17 protein-coding genes are annotated in these 23552 nt (G+C 68.4%); 13 read left to right on the forward strand and 4 right to left on the reverse strand.

What is annotated here, in order from left to right:
• Positions 1–31 precede the first annotated feature (31 nt).
• Complete coding sequence (gene rpsF, locus AB0L59_RS13010; RefSeq protein WP_009189556.1) at positions 32–322, reverse strand: 30S ribosomal protein S6; 291 nt, start codon at positions 320–322, stop codon at positions 32–34.
• A gap of 273 nt (positions 323–595) precedes the next feature.
• Between rpsF and AB0L59_RS13015 the strand changes: the two genes are divergently transcribed.
• The 3 genes from AB0L59_RS13015 (at position 596) to AB0L59_RS13025 (ending at position 3333) form a co-directional block, all read left to right on the forward strand.
• Entirely contained in the window at positions 596–913 is a 318-nt protein-coding gene (locus AB0L59_RS13015) for a hypothetical protein (protein ID WP_365582241.1), read from the forward strand.
• 183 nt (positions 914–1096) lie between these two features.
• Entirely contained in the window at positions 1097–2218 is a 1122-nt protein-coding gene (gene femX, locus AB0L59_RS13020; protein ID WP_365582243.1) for a peptidoglycan bridge formation glycyltransferase FemX, read from the forward strand.
• A gap of 83 nt (positions 2219–2301) precedes the next feature.
• Positions 2302–3333: an alanine racemase gene (locus AB0L59_RS13025; RefSeq protein ID WP_365582245.1), complete on the forward strand. Its 1032-nt coding sequence runs from the start codon at positions 2302–2304 to the stop codon at positions 3331–3333.
• A 103-nt stretch (positions 3334–3436) separates the two neighbouring features.
• Here AB0L59_RS13025 and AB0L59_RS13030 read toward each other — a convergent pair whose 3' ends face one another.
• Both AB0L59_RS13030 and AB0L59_RS13035 read right to left on the reverse strand, forming a co-directional pair.
• Positions 3437–4981, reverse strand: a complete 1545-nt coding sequence (locus AB0L59_RS13030; protein ID WP_365582247.1) for a glycosyltransferase 87 family protein — start codon at positions 4979–4981, stop codon at positions 3437–3439.
• 129 nt (positions 4982–5110) lie between these two features.
• Positions 5111–7816, reverse strand: coding sequence for a transglycosylase domain-containing protein (locus tag AB0L59_RS13035; RefSeq protein WP_365582249.1), 2706 nt, complete (start codon positions 7814–7816; stop codon positions 5111–5113).
• A gap of 395 nt (positions 7817–8211) precedes the next feature.
• Here AB0L59_RS13035 and AB0L59_RS13040 point away from each other — a divergent pair, with 395 nt between their 5' ends.
• From AB0L59_RS13040 to AB0L59_RS13055, 4 genes are all read left to right on the forward strand, one after another.
• On the forward strand, positions 8212–8889 hold the full coding sequence (locus AB0L59_RS13040) for a helix-turn-helix transcriptional regulator (RefSeq protein WP_365582251.1): 678 nt from the start codon (positions 8212–8214) through the stop codon (positions 8887–8889).
• Positions 8890–8932: 43 nt separating this feature from the next.
• Positions 8933–10015 (forward strand): inositol-3-phosphate synthase, encoded by a 1083-nt coding sequence (locus AB0L59_RS13045; RefSeq protein WP_365582253.1) that lies wholly within the window; start codon positions 8933–8935, stop codon positions 10013–10015.
• Between the two features lie 128 nt (positions 10016–10143).
• Positions 10144–11406 (forward strand): MFS transporter, encoded by a 1263-nt coding sequence (locus AB0L59_RS13050; RefSeq protein WP_365582255.1) that lies wholly within the window; start codon positions 10144–10146, stop codon positions 11404–11406.
• A 121-nt stretch (positions 11407–11527) separates the two neighbouring features.
• Entirely contained in the window at positions 11528–12061 is a 534-nt protein-coding gene (locus tag AB0L59_RS13055) for a hypothetical protein (RefSeq protein ID WP_365582257.1), read from the forward strand.
• 110 nt (positions 12062–12171) lie between these two features.
• On the opposite strand, the gene AB0L59_RS13060 is transcribed toward AB0L59_RS13055, so the two are convergent.
• Entirely contained in the window at positions 12172–13638 is a 1467-nt protein-coding gene (locus AB0L59_RS13060; protein WP_365582259.1) for a CCA tRNA nucleotidyltransferase, read from the reverse strand.
• 298 nt (positions 13639–13936) lie between these two features.
• On the opposite strand from AB0L59_RS13060, the gene AB0L59_RS13065 reads away from it, so the two are divergent.
• From AB0L59_RS13065 to trxB, 6 genes are all read left to right on the forward strand, one after another.
• Positions 13937–16318: a DUF6049 family protein gene (locus AB0L59_RS13065; protein ID WP_365582261.1), complete on the forward strand. Its 2382-nt coding sequence runs from the start codon at positions 13937–13939 to the stop codon at positions 16316–16318.
• A 43-nt stretch (positions 16319–16361) separates the two neighbouring features.
• Positions 16362–18743 carry a murein biosynthesis integral membrane protein MurJ gene (gene murJ / locus AB0L59_RS13070; protein WP_365582262.1) on the forward strand — a complete coding sequence of 794 codons (2382 nt, stop codon included), beginning with the start codon at positions 16362–16364 and terminating at the stop codon, positions 18741–18743.
• Positions 18744–18861: 118 nt separating this feature from the next.
• The gene (locus tag AB0L59_RS13075) at positions 18862–20583 is read left to right on the forward strand and encodes a serine/threonine protein kinase (protein WP_365582263.1); all 1722 of its coding nucleotides are present in this window, start codon (positions 18862–18864) and stop codon (positions 20581–20583) included.
• Between the two features lie 26 nt (positions 20584–20609).
• A complete protein-coding gene (gene sigM / locus AB0L59_RS13080) occupies positions 20610–21335 on the forward strand; it encodes an RNA polymerase sigma factor SigM (RefSeq protein WP_365582265.1) in 726 nt (241 codons plus the stop codon).
• Positions 21332–22252: a hypothetical protein gene (locus AB0L59_RS13085; protein WP_365582267.1), complete on the forward strand. Its 921-nt coding sequence runs from the start codon at positions 21332–21334 to the stop codon at positions 22250–22252. Before sigM ends, AB0L59_RS13085 begins: the two co-directional genes overlap by 4 nt.
• 318 nt (positions 22253–22570) lie before the next feature.
• Positions 22571–23542 carry a thioredoxin-disulfide reductase gene (gene trxB / locus AB0L59_RS13090; RefSeq protein WP_365582269.1) on the forward strand — a complete coding sequence of 324 codons (972 nt, stop codon included), beginning with the start codon at positions 22571–22573 and terminating at the stop codon, positions 23540–23542.
• The last annotated feature ends 10 nt before the right edge of the window (positions 23543–23552 follow it).

A 23552-nucleotide genomic window follows, 5' to 3' on the forward strand; every position in this document is an offset into this window, starting at 1 on the left:
TCGAATCCCGAGATCAGCTGAGCGGGAAAGCTCAGTGGGTCTCGGGGCGGAGGACCTTGGTCCGGAGGACCGACTCGTTCAGGTTCATCTGGCGGTCGAGCTCCTTGACGACCGCAGGCTCGGCCTGCAGGTCGATGACCGAGTAGATGCCCTCGGGCTTCTTCTTGATCTCGTAGGCGAGACGACGACGGCCCCAGGTGTCGACCTTCTCAACCTTGCCGCCACCGTCACGGACGACGGACAGGAAGTTCTCGATCAGCGGGGAGACCGAACGCTCCTCGAGATCGGGGTCGAGGATGACCATCACCTCGTAGTGACGCATGTGGAACCCACCTCCTTTGGACTCAGCGGCCACGGTCGTTCCGTGGCAGGAGGGTTGTGATGCGTACGCAACGGTATCGGCCACCACTGACAATCGGGGGCCTCTGAGGGGATCCCGCAGTGTTACCTGGACAGGTCTGGGCAGACACCGGTGCAGACGCTACAGACTACCCGCACACCCGCTTCCGGTTGAAATCCGGCCGGGAGGGCAGTCACCCTGTACACGTCGGGTGTGTACGGCGCTACTCTGCGCCGCCTTCCGCAGGAGGTGCCCATGGCACAGGCAATGCATCCCAACGTCGCCGGTTCCCTCTTCGCCACGGACGGCAAGCGCCGTCCGCTTCAGGACGCGCTGATGGGGGTCACGTTCGTCCTCGGCGTCCTGTCCTTCATCACGTCCTTCTTCCCCGGTCTCCACCTGCTGAGCTCGTGGACCGGCCTGGTGGGCCTCGGCGTCGGCATCTACGGACAGTGGATCTCGGTGACCACACGGGAGCGCTTCGGGCTGATCCTCGGCCTCGGCGCCTCTGGAGTGGGCTTCCTGATCAGCATGGCCCACGGCGGACTGTTCGGCGGACTCATCGGAAGCTGATCGGTCAGGGGCGGCCGACCGACGGACGCCCTTTTCGAACACCACGGGCGCCCCGGTCGCCCGTCCGGCCGGGGTCAAGGCCCATACGCCCAGTCGGGGCGCCGGCAAGGCGCAGTAGGCTTCGGCGCGAGAGCCGGAGCCCCTGTACCCATGGGGACACACCAGCCCGAGGAGCGCCCCGACATGAGCCTGACCCTGAGGACCATCAGCCGCGAGCAACATCTGGCCTACATCCAGAGCCTGCCGGCGGCTAGCCACATGCAGGTCCCGGCCTGGGCCGATGTGAAGGCGGAGTGGCGCTCGGAGAACCTGGGCTGGTTCGACGAACGCACCGGCGAGATGGTCGGTGCCGGCCTGGTCCTCTACCGCCAGCTGCCCAAGATCAAGCGCTACCTCGCGTACCTCCCCGAGGGCCCGGTCATCAACTGGTTCGCGCCGAATCTGGACGACTGGATCCAGCCGATGCTGGCGCACCTGAAGCAGCAGGGCGCCTTCTCGGTGAAGATGGGCCCCCCGGTCATCATCCGCCGCTGGACCGCGGAGACGATCAAGAAGGGCATCCAGGACCAGGACGTCAAGCGACTGCGCGACATGGAGGCCGACTTCATCGAGCCGCGCGCCTTCGAGGTGGCGGACAAGCTGCGCCGGATGGGCTGGCAGCAGGGTGAGGACGGCGGCGCCGGCTTCGGCGACGTGCAGCCGCGCTATGTCTTCCAGGTGCCGCTGGCCAACCGCTCGCTGGAAGAGGTCCACAAGAACTTCAACCAGTTGTGGCGCCGCAACATCAAGAAGGCCGAGAAGGCCGGTGTCGAGGTCGTCCAGGGCGGCTACCAGGACCTGGCCGAATGGCAGCGGCTGTATGAGATCACAGCTGTGCGCGACCACTTCCGGCCGCGCCCGCTGTCGTACTTCCAGCGCATGTGGACGGCCCTCAACACCGAGGACCCGAACCGTATGCGGCTGTACTTCGCCCGGCACAACGGCGTGAACCTCTCGGCGGCGACGATGCTGATCGTCGGCGGGCACGTCTGGTACTCCTACGGCGCCTCCGACAACATCGGCCGTGAGGTCCGGCCCTCGAACGCGATGCAGTGGCGGATGCTGCGCGACGCCTACGCGCTCGGCGCCACCGTCTACGACCTGCGCGGCATCTCCGACTCGCTGGACGAGACGGACCACCTGTTCGGCCTGATCCAGTTCAAGGTCGGCACCGGCGGGCAGGCCGCCGAGTACCTCGGCGAATGGGACTTCCCGCTCAACAAGCTGCTCCACAAGGCGCTCGACATCTACATGTCCCGCCGTTGAGCCGCGGGCGTTTGATTCCATAGCTTTCACAGCTCTCACACCCCTGATACACGGCAGCCACGAGAAAGGGTCCGGGTCCGGCCATGGCGCTCACGCTCTACGTCGACACCGCGCGCTGGCGGGCGCACCACAAGCATGTGCAGGAGCAGTTCCCGGGACTCGTCCCGGTCTGCAAGGGCAACGGCTATGGCTTCGGGCACGAACGGCTGGCGGAGGAGGCCACGCGGCTGGGCGCGGACCTGCTCGCGGTCGGTACCACGTACGAGGCCGCGCGCATCAAGGACTTCTTCGGCGGTGACCTGCTGGTGCTGACGCCGTACCGGCGCGGCGAGGAGCCGGTGCCGCTGCCCGACCGGGTGGTGCGTTCGGTGTCGTCGGTCGACGGCGTGTACGGCCTCGTCGGCGCGCGTGTCGTCATCGAGGTGATGTCCTCGATGAAGCGCCACGGCATCAGCGAACAGGACCTGCCGCAGCTGCACCACGCCATAGAGAACGTCCGGCTGGAGGGCTTCGCCATCCATCTGCCGCTGGACCGCACCGACGGCTCGGACGCCGTCGAGGAGGTCATCGGCTGGATGGACCGGTTGCGCGCGGCCCGGCTGCCGCTCCACACGATGTTCGTCAGCCATCTCAAGGCCGACGAACTCGCCCGCCTCCAGCAGCAGTTCCCGCAGACCCAGTTCCGCGCCCGCATCGGCACGCGGCTGTGGCTGGGGGACCACGAGGCCACCGAGTACCGCGGCGCCGTGCTGGACGTCACGCGCGTGTCCAAGGGCGACCGGTTCGGCTACCGCCAGCAGAAGGCGGCCTCCGACGGCTTCCTGGTGGTCGTGGCGGGCGGAACGTCGCACGGGGTGGGTCTGGAGGCCCCGAAGGCCCTGCACGGCGTCATGCCGCGCGCCAAGGGCGTAGCACGGGCCGGCCTCGCCACCGTCAACCGGAACCTTTCCCCGTTCGTCTGGGGCGGCAAGCAGCGCTGGTTCGCCGAGCCGCCGCACATGCAGGTGTCGATCCTGTTCGTCCCGTCGGACGCACCGGAGCCGAAGGTCGGCGACGAGCTGGTGGCCCATCTGCGGCACACCACCACGCAGTTCGACCGGCTCGTGGACCGCTGAGCCCGGCGGCGCAGGACGCCGAGACCGGCCCAGGACAGCGAGAAGGCCGTACACGCAGCGCGCGTGTACGGCCTTCTCGATGCCCGTCCGGCTGTGCGTTCGCTCAGAGCGAACGCTCCTCCGGGGACGGCGGGGCGGGCTTGCCCCAGTCCACCGATGGCCCCTCGAAGTGGGCGGCATGGCGCGGCGGATGGGCCGCCGCTCCGAGCACGAAGACGTCCTCGGCCCCGTCGAGCACGCCGCCCGACGGGTCGTCGTCGCCCGACCGTCGCACCGCGTCCCGCTCCGGCATGAGGATGTCCCGTACGACGACGGCACACAGGTACAGCGTGCCCGCCAGGTGCAGCACGATCGACCAGTGATAGCCCTGCGTCGGCAGACCCTTATGGGCGTCCCCGCTGGTCGTGTAGGCGAGGTACATCCAGATGCCCAGGAAGTACGCCACCTCGCACGCCTGCCAGATCAGCAAGTCCCGCCACTTGGGCCGGGCGAGGACCGCCAGCGGCACCAGCCACAGCACGTACTGCGGGGAGTAGACCTTGTTGGTCAGGATGAAGGCCGCTACGACCAGGAAGGCCAGCTGCGCGAAGCGCGGGCGGCGCGGGGCGGTGAACGCCAGGGCCGCGATGCCGAGGAAGCACAGGACCACCAGCACCATGGCAGCGGTGTTCACGAAGCCGGTGCTGGGCGGGTTGCTGGAGTTCTGCGCCCAGATCAGCCAGAACGAGCCGAAGTCGACGCCCCTTTCCTGGCTGAACGTGTAGAACTTCGACCAGCCCTGGAAAGCGAAGAGCATCACCGGCAGATTCACCACGAGCCAGGCGATCACGGCGCCGCCCACGGCCTGGAAGAACTCCCGCCACTTTCCGGCCCGCCAGCACAGCACGAGGAGAGGGCCCAGCAGGAAAACGGGGTACAGCTTGGCGGCTGTGGCGAGGCCCAGGAGGACGCCGAAGGCGAGGGGACGGCTCCGGGACCACATCAGCATCGCGGCGGCCGTGAGAGCCACCGCCAGCAGGTCCCAGTTGATGGTCGCGGTGAGCACGAAGGCCGGTGCGAGGGCGATCAGCAGGCCGTCCCAGGGGCGCCGGTTGTGGGTGCGGGCGACGCAGACGGCGATGACGACCGCGCACACCATCAGCATTCCGGCGTTGACGAACCAGTACCACTGCTCCTGGTGCTGAATGGTGCCGCTGTGCGGGGTCAGCCAGGACGCCACCTCCATGAACACGCCGGTCAGCACCGGGTATTCGAGGTAGCCCATGCCGCCGGACATGTCGTCCGGGAGCCTGTCGAAGTACGGCACGAGATGGTCGGCGAACCCGCGCCCCTGGTAGAGGTGCGGGATGTCCGAGTAGCAGGCGTGCGTGTACTGACTGCTCGCACCGAAGAACCAGGCACTGTTGTAGCAGGGTGCCTTCTGGACCAGGCCGAGGGCGAACATGCCGATCGCCACGAGCGCCACCACCCGGACAGGCGTCCACCAGGAGGTCCCGAGCAGGGCACGCCGCCCCAGGGGACCGCCGATCAGCTCACTGCCGGCCCTGGCGATCTCGTCCTCACTGGTCGGTCGCACCGGTTCTGCCGCGGCGGGCCGCACACGCTCGGGCTCGTGCATGCTCGCGGGCGTCATCTCTGCACTGGGCATGGGGCACATCCTGCCGTACCTGTCTGGGAAAGCGCCGAGGGCCGCCGCACCTGGTGGAGTGCGACGGCCCATGTTTCACGTGAAACACCCGCGGCGGGCGAAAGGGTGCCAACCGGTCAGGCTTGCCGGCTAACCGGTCTGGCCTCCGAAGATGCCTCCGTTGCCATTGCCTCGCGTAGTGCCGCCGGTCCCGGTCGTGTCCGTGACAGTGGGCGACGGATCCGTGCCTCCGTCGACGCCACCCGTGTCCGTACCGCCGTTGCCGTTGCCGTTGCCATTGCAGGGGTTGCCCCAGCTCCACTGGCAGGTGTCGCTCGTGGACGGGGACGGAGACGGAGCGGTCCGGCTCGGCGACGGGCTCGGCGACGGGCTCGTCGTCTGGCTCTGAGTGACCGAGGGAGTCGGTGTGGGACTCGGGTCGGCGTTGAGCACCGTGCCGATGGGCTGGGGGGCCGGGAACTTTATGACCGGCGCGTTCTGCAACGCCTCAGCCATGTAGTCGTGCCAGATCTCGGCCGGGAACGAGGCACCGTGGATCTTCTCCTGGCCACCCGTTCCGTACATCTCCAGGAACGTCCGGTTCTTGTTCTTCGCGTTGTCGTCCAACCGGAACATGCTGATCGCGGTCGACAGCTGCGGGGTGTAGCCGACGAACCACGCGGACTTGTTGCCGTCCGTGGTACCGGTCTTACCGGCGACGTCGCGGCCGGGGAGCTGGGCCTTGGTGCCGGTGCCCTTGTCCACCACGGTCTTCAGCACGTCGGTGACGTTGTTGGCGACGTTCGGGGTGAAGGCCTCGGTGGACTTGTCCTGGTGCGTGAAGACCACCCCGTCCTTGTCGCTGACCTTCACGACGGAGTAGGGATCACGCTGCTGACCGCTGGCCGCGAACGTGGAGTAGGCGGAGGCCATGCGGATGGCACTGGGGTCCGACGTACCGATCGAGAAGGACGGGAAATTGGCGCTGGCCAGGCTGCCCTTGAGAATGCCCGCGTCCATGGCACTCTCCTTGACCTTGTCCAGCCCCACGTCCATGCCCAGCTGGACATAGGCGGAGTTGACCGAGAACTGCATCGCCTCGCGAAGGTCGATCTTGTAGTTCGGCGCCTTTCCGACGGACTCACCGCCGTCGTTGGTCTGCAGCCACTCGTTGCCGTCCTTGTCGGTCCAGACCTGTCCGTTGTACTGCTTGATCTTGAGCTTGTTCTTGCCGCTGTACAGGCTCTTGGGGGAGGCCGTCGTGCGCTCGTCCTGAGGCTGCTCCTCAGGGCCGTCCGGGTTGCGTACGCCCCACTGCATGGCCGCCGCCAGCACGAACGGCTTGAACGTCGAACCCACCTGGGCACCGGTCGAGTCGGCGTTGTCGGTGAAGTGCTTGGTGGCGTCCTCACCGCCGTAGATGGCCTTGATGGCACCCGAGGTCGGATCCACGGAAGCCCCGCCGAACTGGACGTAGGTGTCCGTCTTGGGCCGCTGCTTGGGTTTGATGTTCGCCTTCTGGACGTTCTTCACGGCGGCCTCCAGCGCGTTGACCTTCTTCTTGTCGAAGGTCGTGTAGATCTGGTAGCCACCCTTCTGCAGATCGTCGGCCGTGATGTGCGACTGCGGGTTGTTGACCAGGTACGCCTTTGCGAGGTCGACGAGATAGCCGATCTGACCCCCCAGCTGGCCGTTGGACCGCGGATTCTGGATCTTGGGGAGGGTCGTGTACTTGGCACGCTCCGCAGGGCTCAGATGGCCGTATTTGACCATCTTGTCAAGAGTGTCCTGCATCTGCGCCAGGGCCCGCCTGCTGTTGGCCTCCGGAGTCGCAGAGGCGTCGAGGGAAGTCGCCCCTGCCGGGTCGTAGTACGTCGCACCCTTGACCATCGCCGCGAGGAAGGCGCACTCACCCGGGTTCAGCTTCGTCGCGTCCTTGTTGAAGTACGCCCGGGACGCAGCCTGAAGCCCGTAGGCACCGCGGCCGAAGTACGTGGTGTTGAGGTAGCCCTCCATGATCTTGTCCTTGGGGACCTGGGCTCCCACCTTGATCGCGACGAAGATCTCCTTGAACTTCCGGGACAACGTCTGTGCCTGGTCGTTCAGCATCGCGTTCTTGACGTACTGCTGAGTGATGGTCGAGCCACCCTGTGTCTGACCGCCGCGGGCCATGTTCAGGACGGCACGCGCGATGCCCTTCGGGTCGACGCCGCTGTCGGTCTCGAAGGTCTTGTTCTCCTGCGAGATGACCGCGTAGCGCATCTCCTTGGGGATGCTGGCGAAGTTCATGTTCTGGCGGTTGACCTCACCGCCGGTCGCGACCATCACCGAGCCGTCGGACCAGTAGAAGACGTTGTTCTGCGCCTTGGCGACCGCGGCCTCGTTGGGAATGACGACCATCGCGTACGCGATGCCCGCCACCGCCACGAGGCTTCCGACGAACCCGATGAACAGACCGGTGACGAGCTTCCAGGACGGCATCCAGCGGCGCCAGCCATACCTGTCGGCACGCGGATAGTCGATGATCCGTTTCCTGCCGGGGGGAGCCGCACGGCCCGCGCCGCGGCCAGGCCCGCTGGGGCCGCCCGGACCGCCGCGCCGACCACCACGGCCGGCGGGCTCGGCCGCTCGGCGGCGGCCACCTCTCTGCGCCGCGCGCCGGGCCTCGGCTCGGCCACCGTAGGGCCCTGCCTCGTTTTCCGACCCGTAAGGTGCGTAGCCGTACGAGTCGGCGGGAGACCCGGTGGCGCCTCGCGGTGCCGCACGGCGACCGGGGGACGAACCGGACTGGCCGCGTCGGGCCGCGGCACGTCCGCCTCCCTGCGGCTGCGGCGGTTTGCGACGGTGCTCGCTCATCGAACGATTACTCCTCGGGCAGGCGCACCCGTGCGCGCCTGGAACGGCGGCTGATTTCCGGTCCCCCCGAAGTACGGATGTGGTCGGTTCTGTATTCACCCGTACTGCACCGGGGATGACGACGCTCCCCGGGCGCCACTTGGTTCCCGGTGGATTGCATGCCGCACAGACTACGCACCGCCAAAACCCGCCGAGCCCCGAAGTTCACCCCAAAACAGGCAACCCGCCTCGGATGAATCGGTGATGTGATCCCGTTCACGGTCGTCCCCCTTGTCGCCTGAGCAAGGCCGTTCTATCGTCGTGATGTATCGAGTCGATACATCAGCGCGAGATAAAGACGCTGAGAGGCACTGTGAGACCCGCGTCAGCGATCAGCGGGACGAGAGGAGGCGACGATGAGCCGACGTTCCGGCATCCTCGAGTTCGCCGTGCTCGGCCTGCTGCGCGAGTCCCCGATGCACGGCTACGAGCTGCGCAAACGGCTCAACACGTCCCTGGGTGTGTTCCGGGCGTTCAGCTACGGAACCCTCTATCCCTGCCTCAAGACGCTGGTTGCCAACGGCTGGTTGATCGAGGAGCCGGGCAGCACCCACGAGGACGCCGTTCCCCTCGCCGGACGCCGAGCGAAGATCGTGTACCGATTGACGGCAGAAGGTAAGGAGCACTTCGAGCAGCTGCTCTCGCAGACCGGCCCCGACGCGTACGAGGACGAGCATTTCGCCGCGCGTTTCGCCTTCTTCGGGCAGACGTCGCGCGATGTGCGCATGCGTGTGCTGGAGGGTCGGCGCAGCCGCCTGGAGGAGCGCCTGGAGAAGATGCGCGCCTCCCTGGCGCGCACGCGGGAGCGCCTCGACGACTACACACTCGAGCTCCAGCGCCACGGAATGGAGTCCGTGGAGCGCGAAGTGCGCTGGCTGAACGAGCTCATCGAGAGCGAGCGGGCCGGGCGGTACCTGAGAGGTTCCGCGTCCGGGGGGTCCGCTCCGCAGGACACCATCACTGGATCGACGGGCGACCTGCCCCGTCGCGGGGACACCCCCCGGACGGATACGCCCGGCGACACCGCCACGTGAGACCCACTCAGGGCCTCACTCGTACACACAGGGAGCAACCGGAATGGGTTCGGTTCGCGTAGCCATCGTCGGCGTGGGCAACTGCGCCGCGTCGCTCGTGCAGGGAGTCGAGTACTACAAGGACGCCGACCCGGCGTCCAAGGTCCCCGGCCTGATGCACGTGCAGTTCGGTGAGTACCACGTGCGCGACATCGAGTTCGTCGCCGCGTTCGACGTCGACGCCAAGAAGGTCGGCCTCGACCTCGCGGACGCGATCGGCGCCTCCGAGAACAACACCATCAAGATCTGCGACGTGCCCAGCACCGGTGTCACCGTCCAGCGCGGCCACACCCTCGACGGCCTCGGCAAGTACTACCGCCAGACCATCGAGGAGTCGGACGCCGAGCCGGTCGACGTCGTCCAGATCCTGAAGGACAAGCAGGTCGACGTCCTGGTCTGCTACCTGCCGGTCGGCTCCGAGGACGCGGCGAAGTTCTACGCCCAGTGCGCCATCGACGCGAAGGTCGCCTTCGTCAACGCCCTCCCGGTCTTCATCGCCGGCACCAAGGAGTGGGCCGACAAGTTCACCGAGGCCGGTGTGCCGATCGTCGGTGACGACATCAAGTCCCAGGTCGGCGCGACCATCACGCACCGCGTCATGGCGAAGCTCTTCGAGGACCGCGGTGTCATCCTCGACCGCACGATGCAGCTGAACGTCGGCGGCAACATGGACTTCAAGAACATGCTCGAGCGCGAGCGCCTGGAGTCCAAGAAGATCTCCAAGACGCAGGCCGTCACCTCCCAGATCCCCGACCGGGACCTCGGCGAGAAGAACGTCCACATCGGCCCGTCCGACTACGTGGCCTGGCTGGACGACCGCAAGTGGGCCTACGTCCGCCTCGAGGGTCGCGCCTTCGGTGACGTTCCGCTGAACCTGGAGTACAAGCTCGAGGTCTGGGACTCCCCGAACTCCGCCGGTGTCATCATCGACGCCCTGCGCGCCGCCAAGATCGCCAAGGACCGCGGCATCGGTGGCCCGATCCTGTCGGCCTCCTCCTACTTCATGAAGTCCCCGCCGGTTCAGTACTTCGACGACGAGGCCCGCGAGAACGTCGAGAAGTTCATCCGCGGCGACGTCGAGCGCTGACCCGGCACGGCGCAGTGCGCTGAGGCGCCCCGCGGCCGATCGCTCGCACGAGAACGCTCCTGCCAGGGCTGTGAAGGTCCCCGGGTTCCCTGACCCGGGGACCTTCCGCATGTGTGAGGCTGTGCCCCATGCCCGTCGTCCGTGACCTGCGCGTCCTGTTGCGCCTGCGGTACTTCCGACGCCTGCTGTACATCCGCCTCCTGTCCCAGGGCGCCGACGGCGTCTACCAGGTCGCGCTCGCCGCGTACGTCGTCTTCTCGCCGGAGAAGCAGACCTCCGCCACCGGCATCGCCTCGGCCATGGCGGTCCTCCTGCTCCCCTATTCACTGGTCGGCCCGTTCGCCGGCATCCTGCTGGACCGCTGGCGCCGCCGGCAGGTCTTCGTCTACGGCAATCTGCTGCGCGCCCTGCTAGCCGCGGTCACCGCAGCGCTGATGGTCAGCCAGGTCCCGGCCTGGCTCTTCTACGTCTCCGCACTGTGCGTCACAGCCGTCAACCGCTTCGTTCTCGCCGGGCTGTCCGCGTCCCTGCCCCGCGTGGTGGACGCCGAGCGGCTGGTGCTCGCCAACTCCTTGTCCCCGACAGCGGGGACGCTCGCCGCGACCGCGGGCGGCGGCCTGGCCTTCGGCGTACGGCTCGTGGCGTCCGGCTCCGACGCGGCGGTGGTGGTCCTCGGCGCCTTCCTCTACCTGTGTGCCGGCCTGGTATCCCTGACCATCGCGCCCGCGCTCCTCGGTCCCGACCGCCAACCCCAACGACCCCAGATGGGCACCGCTCTCGCCGACACTGCACGCGCGCTCATAGCGGCCGTCCGCCATCTGACCGCTCCCCGGCGCAGGGAAGCCGCTTGGGCGCTGGCCGCGATGACGCTGATGCGCTTCTGCTACGGAGCGCTCCTCGTTCTGTTGCTCATGCTGTGCCGCTACGCCCTCACGACGACGTCCGAGGAGGGCCTCCGGCTGCTCGGTCTCGCTCTGGCGTTGTCGGGTGCGGGATTCTTCGCGGCGGCCGCGGTGACGCCGTGGGCGGCAGGACGCCTCGGTCCCGGGCGCTGGATCGTCGTGTGCTCCGGCGCCGCCGCCGTACTGGAGCCCGCTCTCGGTCTGCCCTTCGCCACCGGGCCCCTCCTGGTGGCCACCTTCGTCCTGGGCCTGATCACCCAGGGCGCCAAGATCGCCACGGACACGATCGTCCAGGCCTCCGTCGACGACGATTTCCGCGGCCGGATCTTCTCGGTGTACGACGTGCTGTTCAACGTGGCCTTCGTCGGCGCCGCCGGAGTGGCGGCACTGATGCTGCCGCCGGACGGCCGCTCGGCAGCGCTGGTCGTCACAACCGCCCTCATCTACGGGGCAGTTGCTGGGGCTATGGCCCGCTTTGAACTCCGGTAAGTGTCACATCAAAGCCACAGAGTCCCCCTGGACTTCAGCCACCTCCGTGGCGCCCGGTAACTTTCCCGCGTCTTATGCGCTTCTTATTGCAGGCGCCCAGCACCTCTAGGGGGACCCCTTAGTGACCACCACGCCACCCCAGGACCAGCAGCCGTACGGCCAGCCCCAGTCCCAGGCCCCGTATCCACCCCAGGCCCCCTATCCACCCCAGGGGGGCTACCCCCAGCAGGGCGGCTACCCACCCCAGGGCGGCTACCCACAGCAGCCGGGCCAGCCCGCGTTCCCCCCGCCGGGCACAGCGCCGTATGCAACGGTGCCTCCTCAGCGGCCAAAGCGGAGTGTCAGGCAGTACCTGCGCATAGCCAGCATCGTCGTCGGCCTCATCGTCGTGGCCGGCGGCTGGTACTTCAACCACAACGACGACACCAAGAAGCTGGCAGTCGGTGACTGCCTGACGAACAAGGGATCCGACAGCGATCCGAAGATCGAGCAGCTGGACTGCGGCGACTCGAAGGCGGACTACAAGGTGCTCAAGAAGGACGGCAGCACCAGCATCGCGCAGCTCGCCTGCCAGTCGGTCCAGGGAACGACCGCTGCCATCGAGTGGAAGGAAGGCAGCGACTCGTTCGTCCTCTGCCTGGGAGACAACAAGTAGCATCAGAACGCACCGAGGGGCGATGTTTCACGTGAAACATCGCCCCTCGGTGCGTTCGGCCCGGACGGAGTGTTTCACGTGAAACATCGCCGATCCCGGCACAGCGAAGATCAGCTCTGCTCGGCCCACCACTCCTTGAGTGCCGCCACAGCCGCACCGTGCTCCATCGGACCGTTCTCCAGGCGGAGCTCCAGCATGTGCTTGTACGCCTTGCCGACGACAGGGCCGGGGCCGACACCCAGGATCTCCATGATCTGGTTTCCGTCGAGGTCCGGGCGGATCGCGTCCAGCTCCTCCTGCTCCTGGAGCTGGGCGATGCGCTCCTCCAGACCGTCGTAGGCCCGCGAAAGCGCGGCCGCCTTCCGCTTGTTGCGGGTGGTGCAGTCCGAGCGGGTCAGCTTGTGCAGGCGGTCCAGCAGCGGGCCGGCGTCACGGACGTAACGGCGCACCGCCGAGTCCGTCCATTCCCCGGTGCCGTAGCCGTGGAAGCGCAGGTGGAGTTCGACCAGCCGTGAGACGTCCCTCACCAGCTCATTGGAGTACTTCAGGGCGGTCATGCGCTTCTTGGTCATCTTGGCGCCGACCACCTCGTGGTGGTGGAACGAGACCCGGCCGTCCTTCTCGAAGCGGCGCGTACGCGGCTTGCCGATGTCGTGCAGCAGCGCGGCCAGCCGGAGCGTGAGATCGGGGCCATCCTGCTCGAGCGCGATCGCCTGCTCCAGGACGATCAGCGTGTGCTCGTAGACGTCCTTGTGCCGGTGGTGCTCGTCCCGCTCCAGGCTCAGCGCCGGCAGTTCGGGCAATACATGATCGGCAAGTCCGCTCTCGACGAGCAGAGACAGCCCCTTGCGCGGATGCGCGGAGAGAACCAGCTTGTTCAGCTCGTCCCGGACCCGTTCGGCCGAGACGATCTCGATGCGTCCAGCCATCTCGGTCATGGCGATGACGACCTCGGGGGCGACGTCGAAATCCAGCTGAGCGGCGAACCTGGCGGCCCGCATCATCCGCAGGGGATCGTCCGAGAACGACTCCTCAGGAGTTCCCGGCGTCCGCAGCACGTGCGCCGCGAGATCCTCCAGGCCACCGTGCGGGTCGATGAACTCCTTCTCCGGCAGCGCCACGGCCATCGCGTTGACCGTGAAGTCCCGGCGAACGAGATCCTCCTCGATGGAGTCGCCGTACGACACCTCAGGCTTGCGCGAGGTGCGGTCGTAGGCCTCCGACCGGTACGTGGTGATCTCGATCTGAAACTGCCAGTCGGTGTCTCCGACACGGGCGGCCTTCTGCGCGCCAACGGTGCCGAAGGCGATGCCGACCTCCCAGACGGCGTCCGCCCAGGGACGGACGATCTTGAGTACGTCCTCGGGGTGGGCGTCGGTCGTGAAGTCCAGGTCGTTGCCGAGCCGGCCGAGCAGCGCGTCGCGGACCGATCCGCCGACCAGGGCCAGGGAGAACCCGGCCTCCTGGAATCGGCGGGCGAGATCGTCGGCGACGGGGGCCACCCGCAGCAGTTCGGCGACCGCGCGCTGCTGCGCCTGACTCAGGGCAGAGGGAGTGTCTTCGTTGGGGTTCGGCACAACAGAAGAGGGTACGTGCCCCGGCGCCCAGGGGCGGCCTCGATTTCGTCCGGGGGCGGCCGGGTGAAGATCGCGGGACGGCCCGGTGAAAGGGATCACGGACAGCTCTCGGCATACCCGTGCAAGGGCTGCCCTTACGGCGTACGGAAGCTCTCCCCTCGATACTGGATATAGAGGACAGGTCGCCGCTGTTCTTCGATCTTGTGATGTAGACCGCGGCACTTCCCCTCAGCGCACATCGTTACCATGCGTGGACGCACATTCCGACGACCACTGACGACGAGGGACGGGCGAGCGCGTGGCCGAGGCGGCTGACTTCCAGGGGACCAGTGCCTCACCTGCCCGCCGGTGGCTGCGGCGCACCGGCGCGCTGCTCGCCGCTGCGCCCGTGCTGGCCGGGCTGCTCCAGCTGCCCGCCGCGTCGCCCGCCCAGGCCGCTTCCTCGGACAGGGTGTCCGTCGCCCTTGACTCACTCAGTCCCAGCGCTCCCACGGACGGGGACACGCTGACCGTGTCGGGCACGGTGACCAACAACGGCAAGCAGACGGTCACCGGCGCCCACGTGGGCCTGCGCGTGGGCCCCATGCTGACCACCCGGTCGGCGATCGACACCGTCGCCCAGCACTCCGACGACCTGCAGGGCGGCAGCGGCTCCGAGGTCGGTGGCAAGTACGAGGAGAAGTTCGCCAAGCTGTCCCCGGGCGTCTCCGAGCACTTCAGCATCTCCGTCCCTGTGAACAAGCTCGACCTCGGCGACGACGGCGTGTACGAGTTCGACGTCTCCGTCTCCGGCCAGACCGCGGCGCAGCCCTGGGAGCGGGACCTGGGCGTCCAGCGGACGTTCCTGCCGTGGCAGCCGTCCGAGGCCGGCACCAAGACCAAGACGACATTCCTGTGGCCGCTGATCTCCACGGTCCACATGACGGCCAAGACGGGCGCCGGCGAGCTCCAGACACCGGTGTTCCTCAACGACGACCTGGCCAAGGAACTCGCGCCGGGCGGTCGGCTGGCCCAGATGGTGGATCTCGGCAAGGACCTGGACGTCACCTGGGTGATCGACCCGGACCTGCTGGCCTCGGTGGACGCGATGGCGACCGGCAACTACCGGCTGCAGGGTGACGGGGACGCCACCACACCCGGCCCCAAGCAGCACCAGGCGATCGCCAAGCAGTGGCTGGCGGACCTGCAGCAGGCAGTGGCGGGCAAGGAGGTAGTCGCCCTGCCCTTCGCCGACCCCGACCTGGCCTCCCTCGCACACAACGGCACCAGCGTCACCGGCTCCCTCAGCCACCTCAAGGACGCCACCGACGTCGCCGCCACCACCGTCAAGACCGTGCTCCACGTCACACCGACCACCGACTTCGCCTGGCCGGTGGAGGGAGCCGTGGATCCGTCGATCATGAAGGTCGCGACCTCAGCCGGAGCCGACCGCGTGATCGCCCGCAGCGACAGCCTCCAGGAGACCGCCGGGCTGCCGTACACGCCCTCCGCCGCCCGCCCGGTCGGCGGAGGCACCACGGCGGTGGTCTCCGACGCCCGGCTGTCCACCGCCTTCGAGGGAGACCTGACGAAGGCCGACTCGGCCACACTCGCCGTGCAGGAGTTCCTGGCGCAGAGCCTCGAGGTGAACGCTCAGACGGACAAGCAGCGCAGCATCGTCGTCGCCCCGCAGCGGATGCCCACGGCGAGCCAGGCGCAGGCGATGGCGGAGGCCCTGAAGACGCTCGAGGGCGGGAACTGGTCGCAGTCCCAGGACCTCAGCGCGGCAGCCAAGGACAAGCCCGACCCGAACGCCACCACCCGCATCCCGTCGGGATCCGCCTACCCCTCCTCGCTGCGCTCTCAGGAGTTGCCGCGAACGGCCTTCGAGCAGATCGCGCGCACCCAGGACAAGCTCGGCAGCTTCCAGGTGATCCTCTCGGACCAGTCCCGCGTCGTCACGCCCTTCGGGCGGGCCATAAACCGCGAGATGTCCACGTCGTGGCGCGGCAGGAGCGGTGAGGCCGGCAGCTACCGGGACGGCGTGGAGAGGTGGCTCGACGATCTGGCCGACCAGGTCAAGCTGATCGACAAGTCGGAGACCAAGCTCTCCGGCCGCAGCGCCACCATCCCGGTGACCGTCCAGAACAACCTCGTCCAGCCGGTCGGACACCTGGTCCTGCGTCTCACCTCGACCATGCCGACCCGTCTGAAGATCGGCGGCAAGGCGTACTACGAGCAGCCGGTCGAGATCTCCGGCGGGCACAGCCAGTCCGTGAAGTTCACCACCTCGGCCAACGCCAACGGCCGCGTCACGGTGATCGCCCAGCTGTACACCCAGGCCGGCCAGAAGTACGGCGACGCCGTCACCTTCGACGTGAAGGTCACCGAGATCACCCCCACCGTGATGCTGGTCATCGGCGGCGGTGTGCTTCTCCTCGTCCTCGCCGGTTTCCGGATGTACACCCAGCGCAAGCGCGCGGCAGCCCGCCAGGCGGAGGACGATGATCCCGGTGCGCCGGAGGAGGCCGGCGACCAGCCCGGGAACCCCGACGCCCCTGCGGATCGTCTCCCGCAGGAGCCGGCGGAATCGGTCTCTCCCGCCCGGGAAGACGACCCGGAGCACCCGAGTGACCCTGCGCCGGACACCGCACCGGAAAGCACCGACCCGTCCGGGACGGGTGAGAGAGTGGACCGTTGAGCGATGTCGTGGCCAATGGGCCAGGGACGATGAGGTGGGGTACATGAACGCGCCGTACGACGGTGATCGCGGCCAGGGCGCGGCCGGCTCGGGCTACCCCGAGACGCCGCCGGAGCCCGGCCAGGTACCGCCGCAGCAGCCGGCGGACATGTACCTCCAGGACGCCTACGGCCAGGACCCCTACCGCGCTCACGACCTGGCCTCTCAGGACCCGGTCGCCGAGGCGCTCTACGACCGCGCCGCGCACCCGCCGCCCCCGCCGGGCAGCTACGACCAGCAGCAGCCGCTGTACGGCCGGCCCGTTCAGTCGCCGTACGCGCCCGACCCGCGTGTGTGGGCGCAGACGCCGGCGCCGGAGCCGGAGGGTGCGACCCCGTACATGCCGTACGGCGACGATCCGCGCACCACCCAGTACGTGGGCGTGGACGACCTGGTCACGCACTCCGGCGAGGAGTACCACGAGCCGGACGCCTTCGCGCACCTCTTCAAGGACCAGCAGCAGGGCGGCGGACACGCGCCCATGGATCCGCCGGGCTTCACCCGGCCGGCCTCCGCTCCCGGTGCCGCTCCGGGCGGCGGGTACGGTCACGCCGACCCCTACCCGCAGGCGCCGGGACAGGGCCGGCAGCAGCACAACCCGTACGTCGCCGCCTCCTACCCGGCCACCCCGGGGAGCCCGGCGCAGCCGCCGGTGCCCGCCCCCGCCGCGGCCCCGGATCCCGCCGGCCCGCAGGGGGGCGCGGAAGCCGAGGCGGCTGCCGCTGCCGGGGCTCCCGCCGCGCCGGCGAAGAAGGGCGGCAAGGCCGGTGGGCTGCTGAAGTCCAGTGCCGTGATGGCCGCGGGCACGATGGTCTCCCGCCTCACCGGTTTCGTCCGCTCGGCACTGATCGTCTCGGCGCTCGGCCTCGGCTTCCTCGGCGACTCCTTCCAGGTCGCCTACCAGCTGCCGACCATGATCTACATCCTCACCGTGGGCGGTGGCCTGAACTCCGTCTTCGTGCCGCAGCTGGTGCGGGCGATGAAGGAGGACGAAGACGGGGGCGAGGCCTTCGCCAACCGTCTGCTGACCCTCGTGATGGTGGCCCTGGCCGCGCTGACCGGTCTCGCGATGTTCGGGGCGCCCCTGCTGGTGCGCATGCTGTCCAACCCGGTCGCCACCAACCCGGCGGCCAACGACGTGGCGGTCACCTTCACCCGCTACTTCCTGCCCTCGATCTTCTTCATGGGCATCCATGTGGTGATGGGTCAGATTCTCAACGCGCGCGGAAAGTTCGGCGCGATGATGTGGACCCCGGTCCTGAACAACATCGTCATCATCGTGACGCTCGGCATGTTCATCTGGGTCTACGGCACCGCCGCGAACTCCCACATGACGGTCACCAACATCCCGCCGGAGGGTCAGCGCCTGCTCGGCGTCGGTGTGCTGCTCGGCCTGGTCGTCCAGGCGCTGGCAATGATCCCTTACCTGCGCGAGACGGGCTTCCGGGTACGGCTGCGGTTCGACTGGAGGGGCCACGGCCTGGGCAAGGCCGCGATGCTCGCCAAGTGGACGGTCCTGTTCGTCCTCGCCAACCAGGCCGGCGCCATGATCGTCACCCAGCTGTCCACGGCGGCCGGCAAGGACTCCGGCGTCGCCGGCACCGGCTTCGCCGCCTACGCGAACGCGCAGCTGATCTGGGGCCTGCCGCAGGCCATCATCACGGTGTCCCTGATGGCCGCCCTGCTGCCGCGCATCTCGCGCTCGGCCGCCGAGGGCGACGGCGGCGCCGTCCGCGACGACATCTCCCAGGGCCTGCGCACCACCGCCGTCGCCATCGTCCCGATCGCCTTCGGCTTCCTCGCGCTCGGCATTCCGATGTGCACGCTGATTTTCGGCTCCTCGGGCACCGGCGAGGCCACGAACATGGGCTACATGCTGATGGCCTTCGGCCTCGGCCTGATCCCGTACTCGGTGCAGTACGTCGTCCTGCGGGCCTTCTACGCCTACGAAGACACCCGCACGCCCTTCTACAACACCGTCATCGTCGCCGCAGTCAACGCGGGCGCCTCGGCGCTCTGCTACTTCCTGCTGCCGGCGCGCTGGGCGGTGGCCGGCATGGCGGCCGCGTACGGCCTCGCCTACGCGATCGGTGTGGGCGTCGCCTGGCGGCGGCTGCGCAAGCGGCTCGGCGGCGACCTGGACGGTGTCCGGGTGATGCGGACGTACGCGCGCCTGTGCATCGCCTCGGTGCCGGCGGCTCTGCTCAGCGGAGTGGCCTGCTACAGCATCGGGCACAGCCTCGGTCAGGGGGTGGTCGGCTCCTTCGCCGCGCTGGTCGTCGGCGGTGCCGTTCTTCTCGGCATCTTCTTCGTCGCCGCTCGCCGTATGCGTATCGAGGAACTCAACTCGCTCGTGGGCATGGTTCGCGGGCGTCTGGGCCGCTGAGGCGGGGGTAGGCGCACAACCATCGTCCGCCGCCGTGTGTCGTGCATAGCGGCCGACTGTGGGCACAATTGGTTTCGGCGTCGGACAGCGTGCAACGGATGGGGAGGCAGGGACGACGGTGGCGGAACGGAGCACGGCTGCCGTCGACGTGGCAGACAACAGCGGTGACGAGCCGCTGACCGCCAAGGCGGACCAGTCCACGGCCGACGGGGTGGCCAAGAACCCGGAGCGGGACACGGACAGCGACGAGGCACAGGGGAGCGGTAGGACGGAGAGTCCCGGAAAGAAGGCCTCGCCTCCGGAGCTGCACAGCGGGCACAAGCTCGCCAGACGCTATCGACTGGAGGAGTGCGTCACCCGTCTGGACGGGTTCAGCAGTTGGCGTGCGGTCGACGAGAAACTCCGTCGGGCCGTCGGCGTCCACATCCTGCCCGCGGACCACACACGGGCACGTTCCGTGCTGGCTGCCGCCCGTTCCTCCGCGTTGCTGGGCGATCCCCGCTTCGTCCAGGTCCTGGACGCCGTCGAGGAGAACGACCTCGTCTACGTCGTGCACGAGTGGCTGCCCGACGCCACCGAGCTGACCGCGCTCCTCGCTCCGGGCCCGCTGGAGCCGCACGACGCCTACCAGATGGTCAGTCAGGTGGCCTCCGCGATGGCCGCCGCGCACCGCGAGGGGCTCGCCCACCTCCGGCTGAACCCGAACGCCGTCCTGCGCACCTCCAGCGGCCAGTGGCGCCTCCGCGGCCTCGCCGTGAACGCCGCGCTGCGCGGCATCAGCTCCGACACCCCGCAGCGCACCGACACCGAGGCGATCGGCGCTCTGCTGTACGCGGCGCTGACCCAGCGCTGGCCTTACGAGAGCGACGCGTACGGCCTGTCCGGCCTCCCCAAGGGCGTGGGCCTCATCGCACCGGACCAGGTGCGGGCGGGCGTTCACCGGGGTCTGTCCGAACTCGCCATGCGCGCACTCGTCAACGACGGGGCCACGGCCTCCCGTCACGAGGCTCCGTGCACCACGCCGGAGGAGCTGGTGAAGGCGATCGGCGAGATGCCGCGCATCCGCCCGCCGGAGCCGGCGTTCACGGCCCCGCCGGAGTACCAGCGCACGACCTACCAGCAGGGCACGTACGGCCGCCCGGCGCCGCACCCCGGTGTCACTCAGCCGGTCACCGCCCCGCCGCCTCCGCTGCAGAGCCGCACCGGCAAGGCCCTGAAGTGGGCGGTGTCGGCTCTCCTCATCGCCGCCCTCGGCCTGGGCAGCTGGCAATTGGCGGACGCCCTGATGGACCAGAGCGGCAAGTCGGAGGACACCAACAAGAGCCAGCAGACGGACGACGGTGACAAGGGCGCCGCGAAGCCCAAGCCGGCGCCGATAAGCATCAAGGGCAGCCAGGAGTTCGTCGCCCAGGGAGACCCCCAGCACCCCGGCGACGTCCAGAAGACCTATGACGGCGACACAAGCACCTACTGGCGGACCAAGACCTTCAACGAGGGTCCTCCGCTCGCGCCGTACAAGCCTGGCGTCGGCATCGTCTACGACCTGGGTTCGGCCAAGCAGATCAACGCTGCCACGATCGGGCTGCGCTACCCGGGCAACCACACGACGATCGAGTTGTACGCGGCTGGCTCTTTGACACCGCCGTCACTCGACTCGATGGACAAGATCGGCAACGTCACGACCACGGGCACCACCGCTACGGTGAAGGTCACCAAGTCCGTGAAGACGCGGTATGTCCTTGTGTGGATGACGGCTGTGCCGTACTCGGGTCCTGACACCGCCGCGTACGCCGAGGCCGGCTACAAGCAGGGCATCAGCGAAGTGCAGTTCACGGGCTGACGTCTCACCCGAACCGGAGGGGGCAGATGGCGGAGGGCGCCGGATACGACGCGGTGAGCGACAAGGATCTGCTCGCCCGCCACGTGGAAGGCGATCCCGATGCCTTCGGTGAGATCGTGCGGCGGCATCGGGACCGGCTCTGGGCGGTCGCTCTGCGGACGCTGGGGGACCGTGAGGAGGCCGCCGACGCCGTCCAGGACGCCCTGGTGTCGGCCTACCGGGCTGCCCACACCTTCCGAGGGCAGTCGGCCGTCACAACGTGGCTGCACCGGATCACGGTGAACGCCTGCCTGGACCGTGCCCGCAAAGCGGCCTCCCGGAAAACCTCTCCGGTCGACGACACCGAGCGGCTGGAGCAGCTGCTGGAGCCGCATGAGTCAGCCTCCGAGCCGGCCGAGCGGAACGACGTGCACCGCCAGCTCCTCGAGGCGCTCGGCACCCTCCCGCACGACCAGCGCGCCGCTCTGGTACTCGTGGACATGCAGGGCTATCCCGTGGCCGAGGCCGCCCAGATTCTCGACGTGCCGACAGGCACGGTGAAGAGCCGGTGCGCCCGGGGCAGAGCCCGGCTGATGCCTCTCCTCGCCCATCTACGGCCCGAAGGCTCCGGAAGCGCCGAAGAACCCGGCGCGGGACGGAACCGGGTGCAGGGGACATCCGTCCCACCTGCAACGGGGCCTACCAGCGGGAGCCCCGAGAAGACCGGACCGAGCGATTCAGCCGTAGTGAAGGGCGGAGGTGGGCGAGCGTGACTTCCACGACAGACACAGCCGGGCACCCGGACGTCGAGGACATCTCGGACCTCACCGAAGGCCTTCTTCCTCCGGACCGCACCAGGGACATACGACAGCACCTGGACGCCTGCGAGCTGTGTGCGGACGTCCATGCCTCACTGGAGGAGATCCGCGGGCTGCTGGGCTCCGTGTCGGGAGCGGAGCGCATGCCGGCCGACGTGGCCGGTCGCATCGATGCCGCTCTCGCCGCCGAGGCACTGCTCAGCGCATCCGCTCCGACGACCAAGCCCGGCCGAGCAGACTCCGGGGAACGTGAGGGGCATGTTTCACGTGAAACATCGCCCCCCTCGGATCGGCCCACCGGTCGTTCTCAGGCAGCGACCGGTCCGGGACGCAAGGGACGCGAGCGCGCGCGACGGCGCAGGCGCGTGGTGCTCGGGGCTGTCCTCACGGCTGCCGTCCTCGGAGCGGGATCGCTGGTGCTGCAGTCACTCGGAGATCACTCCTCCGACACGAACACCGCACACGGAAAGCCGACCCCTTCCGTGGCGCCCTTCTCCGGTGAGAGCGTCCAGAGCCAGGTGAAGGACCTGCTGATCACCAACAACAAGAAGCACGGGGGCTCCGACAACCAGCGGTCCCGATCGGGCCTCAAGTCCGAGCAGAACACGCCCGCCTCGAGCGGCGGAGCACACACACTGCTGCAGACCGACGTCGCCGTCCCCGACTGCGTCCGGGCCGCGCTCCACCGGGGTGATGATGTCCTCGGTGCCAAGACGGGAACGTACGACGGTAAGTCCGCCTATCTGGTCGTAGTGCCCAATGCCGGTGACAGCGCGCATGTCACGGTCTACATCGTCGACGCGGCCTGTATCGGGCAGCAGCCCGCGTCTTCGGGCACCGTGCTGTTGAAGAAGTCCTATCCCCGCTCGTGACCGCGAATGCGGCGCCACCGATGAACCGGTGGCGCCGACGCACTCCTGTGCGGTGAGCCCCCACGGCCAGGTACTTCGTCGCCACACTGCCATGCATGTGGAGAGGCGCAACCTTCCCGTTGATGATCTTGATAGGCCTGGGTGCAGACCTGAAGCGCTGACTGGCCCAGCTGGGCCCCTCCGTCCGTCGCTTCGACGCATGCGTGTGCCCTGACACACCGGGAATGCGCGCCCCGTAGGATCCGTTGGGTGGGGTGAGAGTCCGGAAACGGGCTCCCACCGGTCGACTGACGCAGACCAGAGACGAGGAATCAAGCCGTGAGCGACGTCCGTAACGTGATCATCATCGGCTCCGGGCCCGCCGGCTACACGGCGGCGCTCTACACCGCGCGCGCGTCGCTGAAGCCCCTGGTGTTCGAGGGAGCCGTCACCGCCGGTGGCGCGCTGATGAACACCACCGAAGTGGAGAACTTCCCGGGCTTCCGCGACGGCATCATGGGCCCCGACCTCATGGACAACATGCGGGCGCAGGCCGAGCGCTTCGGTGCCGAGCTCATCCCGGACGACGTCGTCACCGTCGACCTCACCGGTGAGATCAAGACCGTCACCGACACCGCCGGTACGGTCCACAAGGCGAAGGCCGTCATCGTCACCACCGGCTCCCAGCACCGCAAGCTGGGCCTGCCGAACGAGGACGCGCTCTCCGGTCGCGGTGTCTCCTGGTGTGCGACCTGCGACGGGTTCTTCTTCAAGGACCAGGACATCGCTGTGATCGGTGGCGGTGACACCGCGATGGAGGAGGCCACCTTCCTCTCGCGGTTCGCCAAGTCCGTGACGATCGTCCACCGCCGGGACACGCTGCGTGCCTCCAAGGCGATGCAGGAGCGCGCCTTCGGCGACCCGAAGATCAAGTTCGTCTGGGACAGCGAGGTCGCCGAGATCCAGGGCGAGCAGAAGCTCTCTGGTCTGAAGCTGCGCAACGTCAAGACCGGCGAGCTGTCGGAGCTTCCCGCCACCGGGCTGTTCATCGCGATCGGCCACGACCCGCGCACCGAGCTGTTCAAGGGCCAGCTGGACCTGGACGAGGAGGGCTACCTGAAGGTCGCCTCTCCCTCCACCCGCACCAACCTGACCGGCGTCTTCGGCGCCGGTGACGTGGTCGACCACACCTACCGCCAGGCGATCACCGCGGCCGGCACCGGCTGCTCCGCCGCTCTGGACGCCGAGCGCTTCCTCTCCGCCCTCGCGGATGAGGACAAGGCGGAGCCCGAGAAGACCGCCGCCGTCTGACCTTCCCCCT

Source organism: Streptomyces sp. NPDC052109, from assembly GCF_040680195.1.
In the GTDB taxonomy this organism is placed as follows: Bacteria; Actinomycetota; Actinomycetes; order Streptomycetales; family Streptomycetaceae; genus Streptomyces.

What these genes read in the sequence shown, in the direction of transcription:
- AB0L59_RS13025 (WP_365582245.1), top strand. Translation starts at nt 2,302, where the DNA reads ATGGCGCTCACGCTCTACGTCGACACCGCGCGCTGGCGGGCGCACCAC.
- murJ (WP_365582262.1), top strand. Translation starts at nt 16,362, where the DNA reads ATGAACGCGCCGTACGACGGTGATCGCGGCCAGGGCGCGGCCGGCTCG.
- AB0L59_RS13050 (WP_365582255.1), top strand. Translation starts at nt 10,144, where the DNA reads ATGCCCGTCGTCCGTGACCTGCGCGTCCTGTTGCGCCTGCGGTACTTC.
- sigM (WP_365582265.1), top strand. Translation starts at nt 20,610, where the DNA reads ATGGCGGAGGGCGCCGGATACGACGCGGTGAGCGACAAGGATCTGCTC.
- AB0L59_RS13015 (WP_365582241.1), top strand. Translation starts at nt 596, where the DNA reads ATGGCACAGGCAATGCATCCCAACGTCGCCGGTTCCCTCTTCGCCACG.
- AB0L59_RS13035 (WP_365582249.1), bottom strand. Translation starts at nt 7,816, where the DNA reads ATGAGCGAGCACCGTCGCAAACCGCCGCAGCCGCAGGGAGGCGGACGT.
- AB0L59_RS13040 (WP_365582251.1), top strand. Translation starts at nt 8,212, where the DNA reads ATGAGCCGACGTTCCGGCATCCTCGAGTTCGCCGTGCTCGGCCTGCTG.
- AB0L59_RS13030 (WP_365582247.1), bottom strand. Translation starts at nt 4,981, where the DNA reads ATGCCCAGTGCAGAGATGACGCCCGCGAGCATGCACGAGCCCGAGCGT.
- femX (WP_365582243.1), top strand. Translation starts at nt 1,097, where the DNA reads ATGAGCCTGACCCTGAGGACCATCAGCCGCGAGCAACATCTGGCCTAC.
- rpsF (WP_009189556.1), bottom strand. Translation starts at nt 322, where the DNA reads ATGCGTCACTACGAGGTGATGGTCATCCTCGACCCCGATCTCGAGGAG.
- AB0L59_RS13045 (WP_365582253.1), top strand. Translation starts at nt 8,933, where the DNA reads ATGGGTTCGGTTCGCGTAGCCATCGTCGGCGTGGGCAACTGCGCCGCG.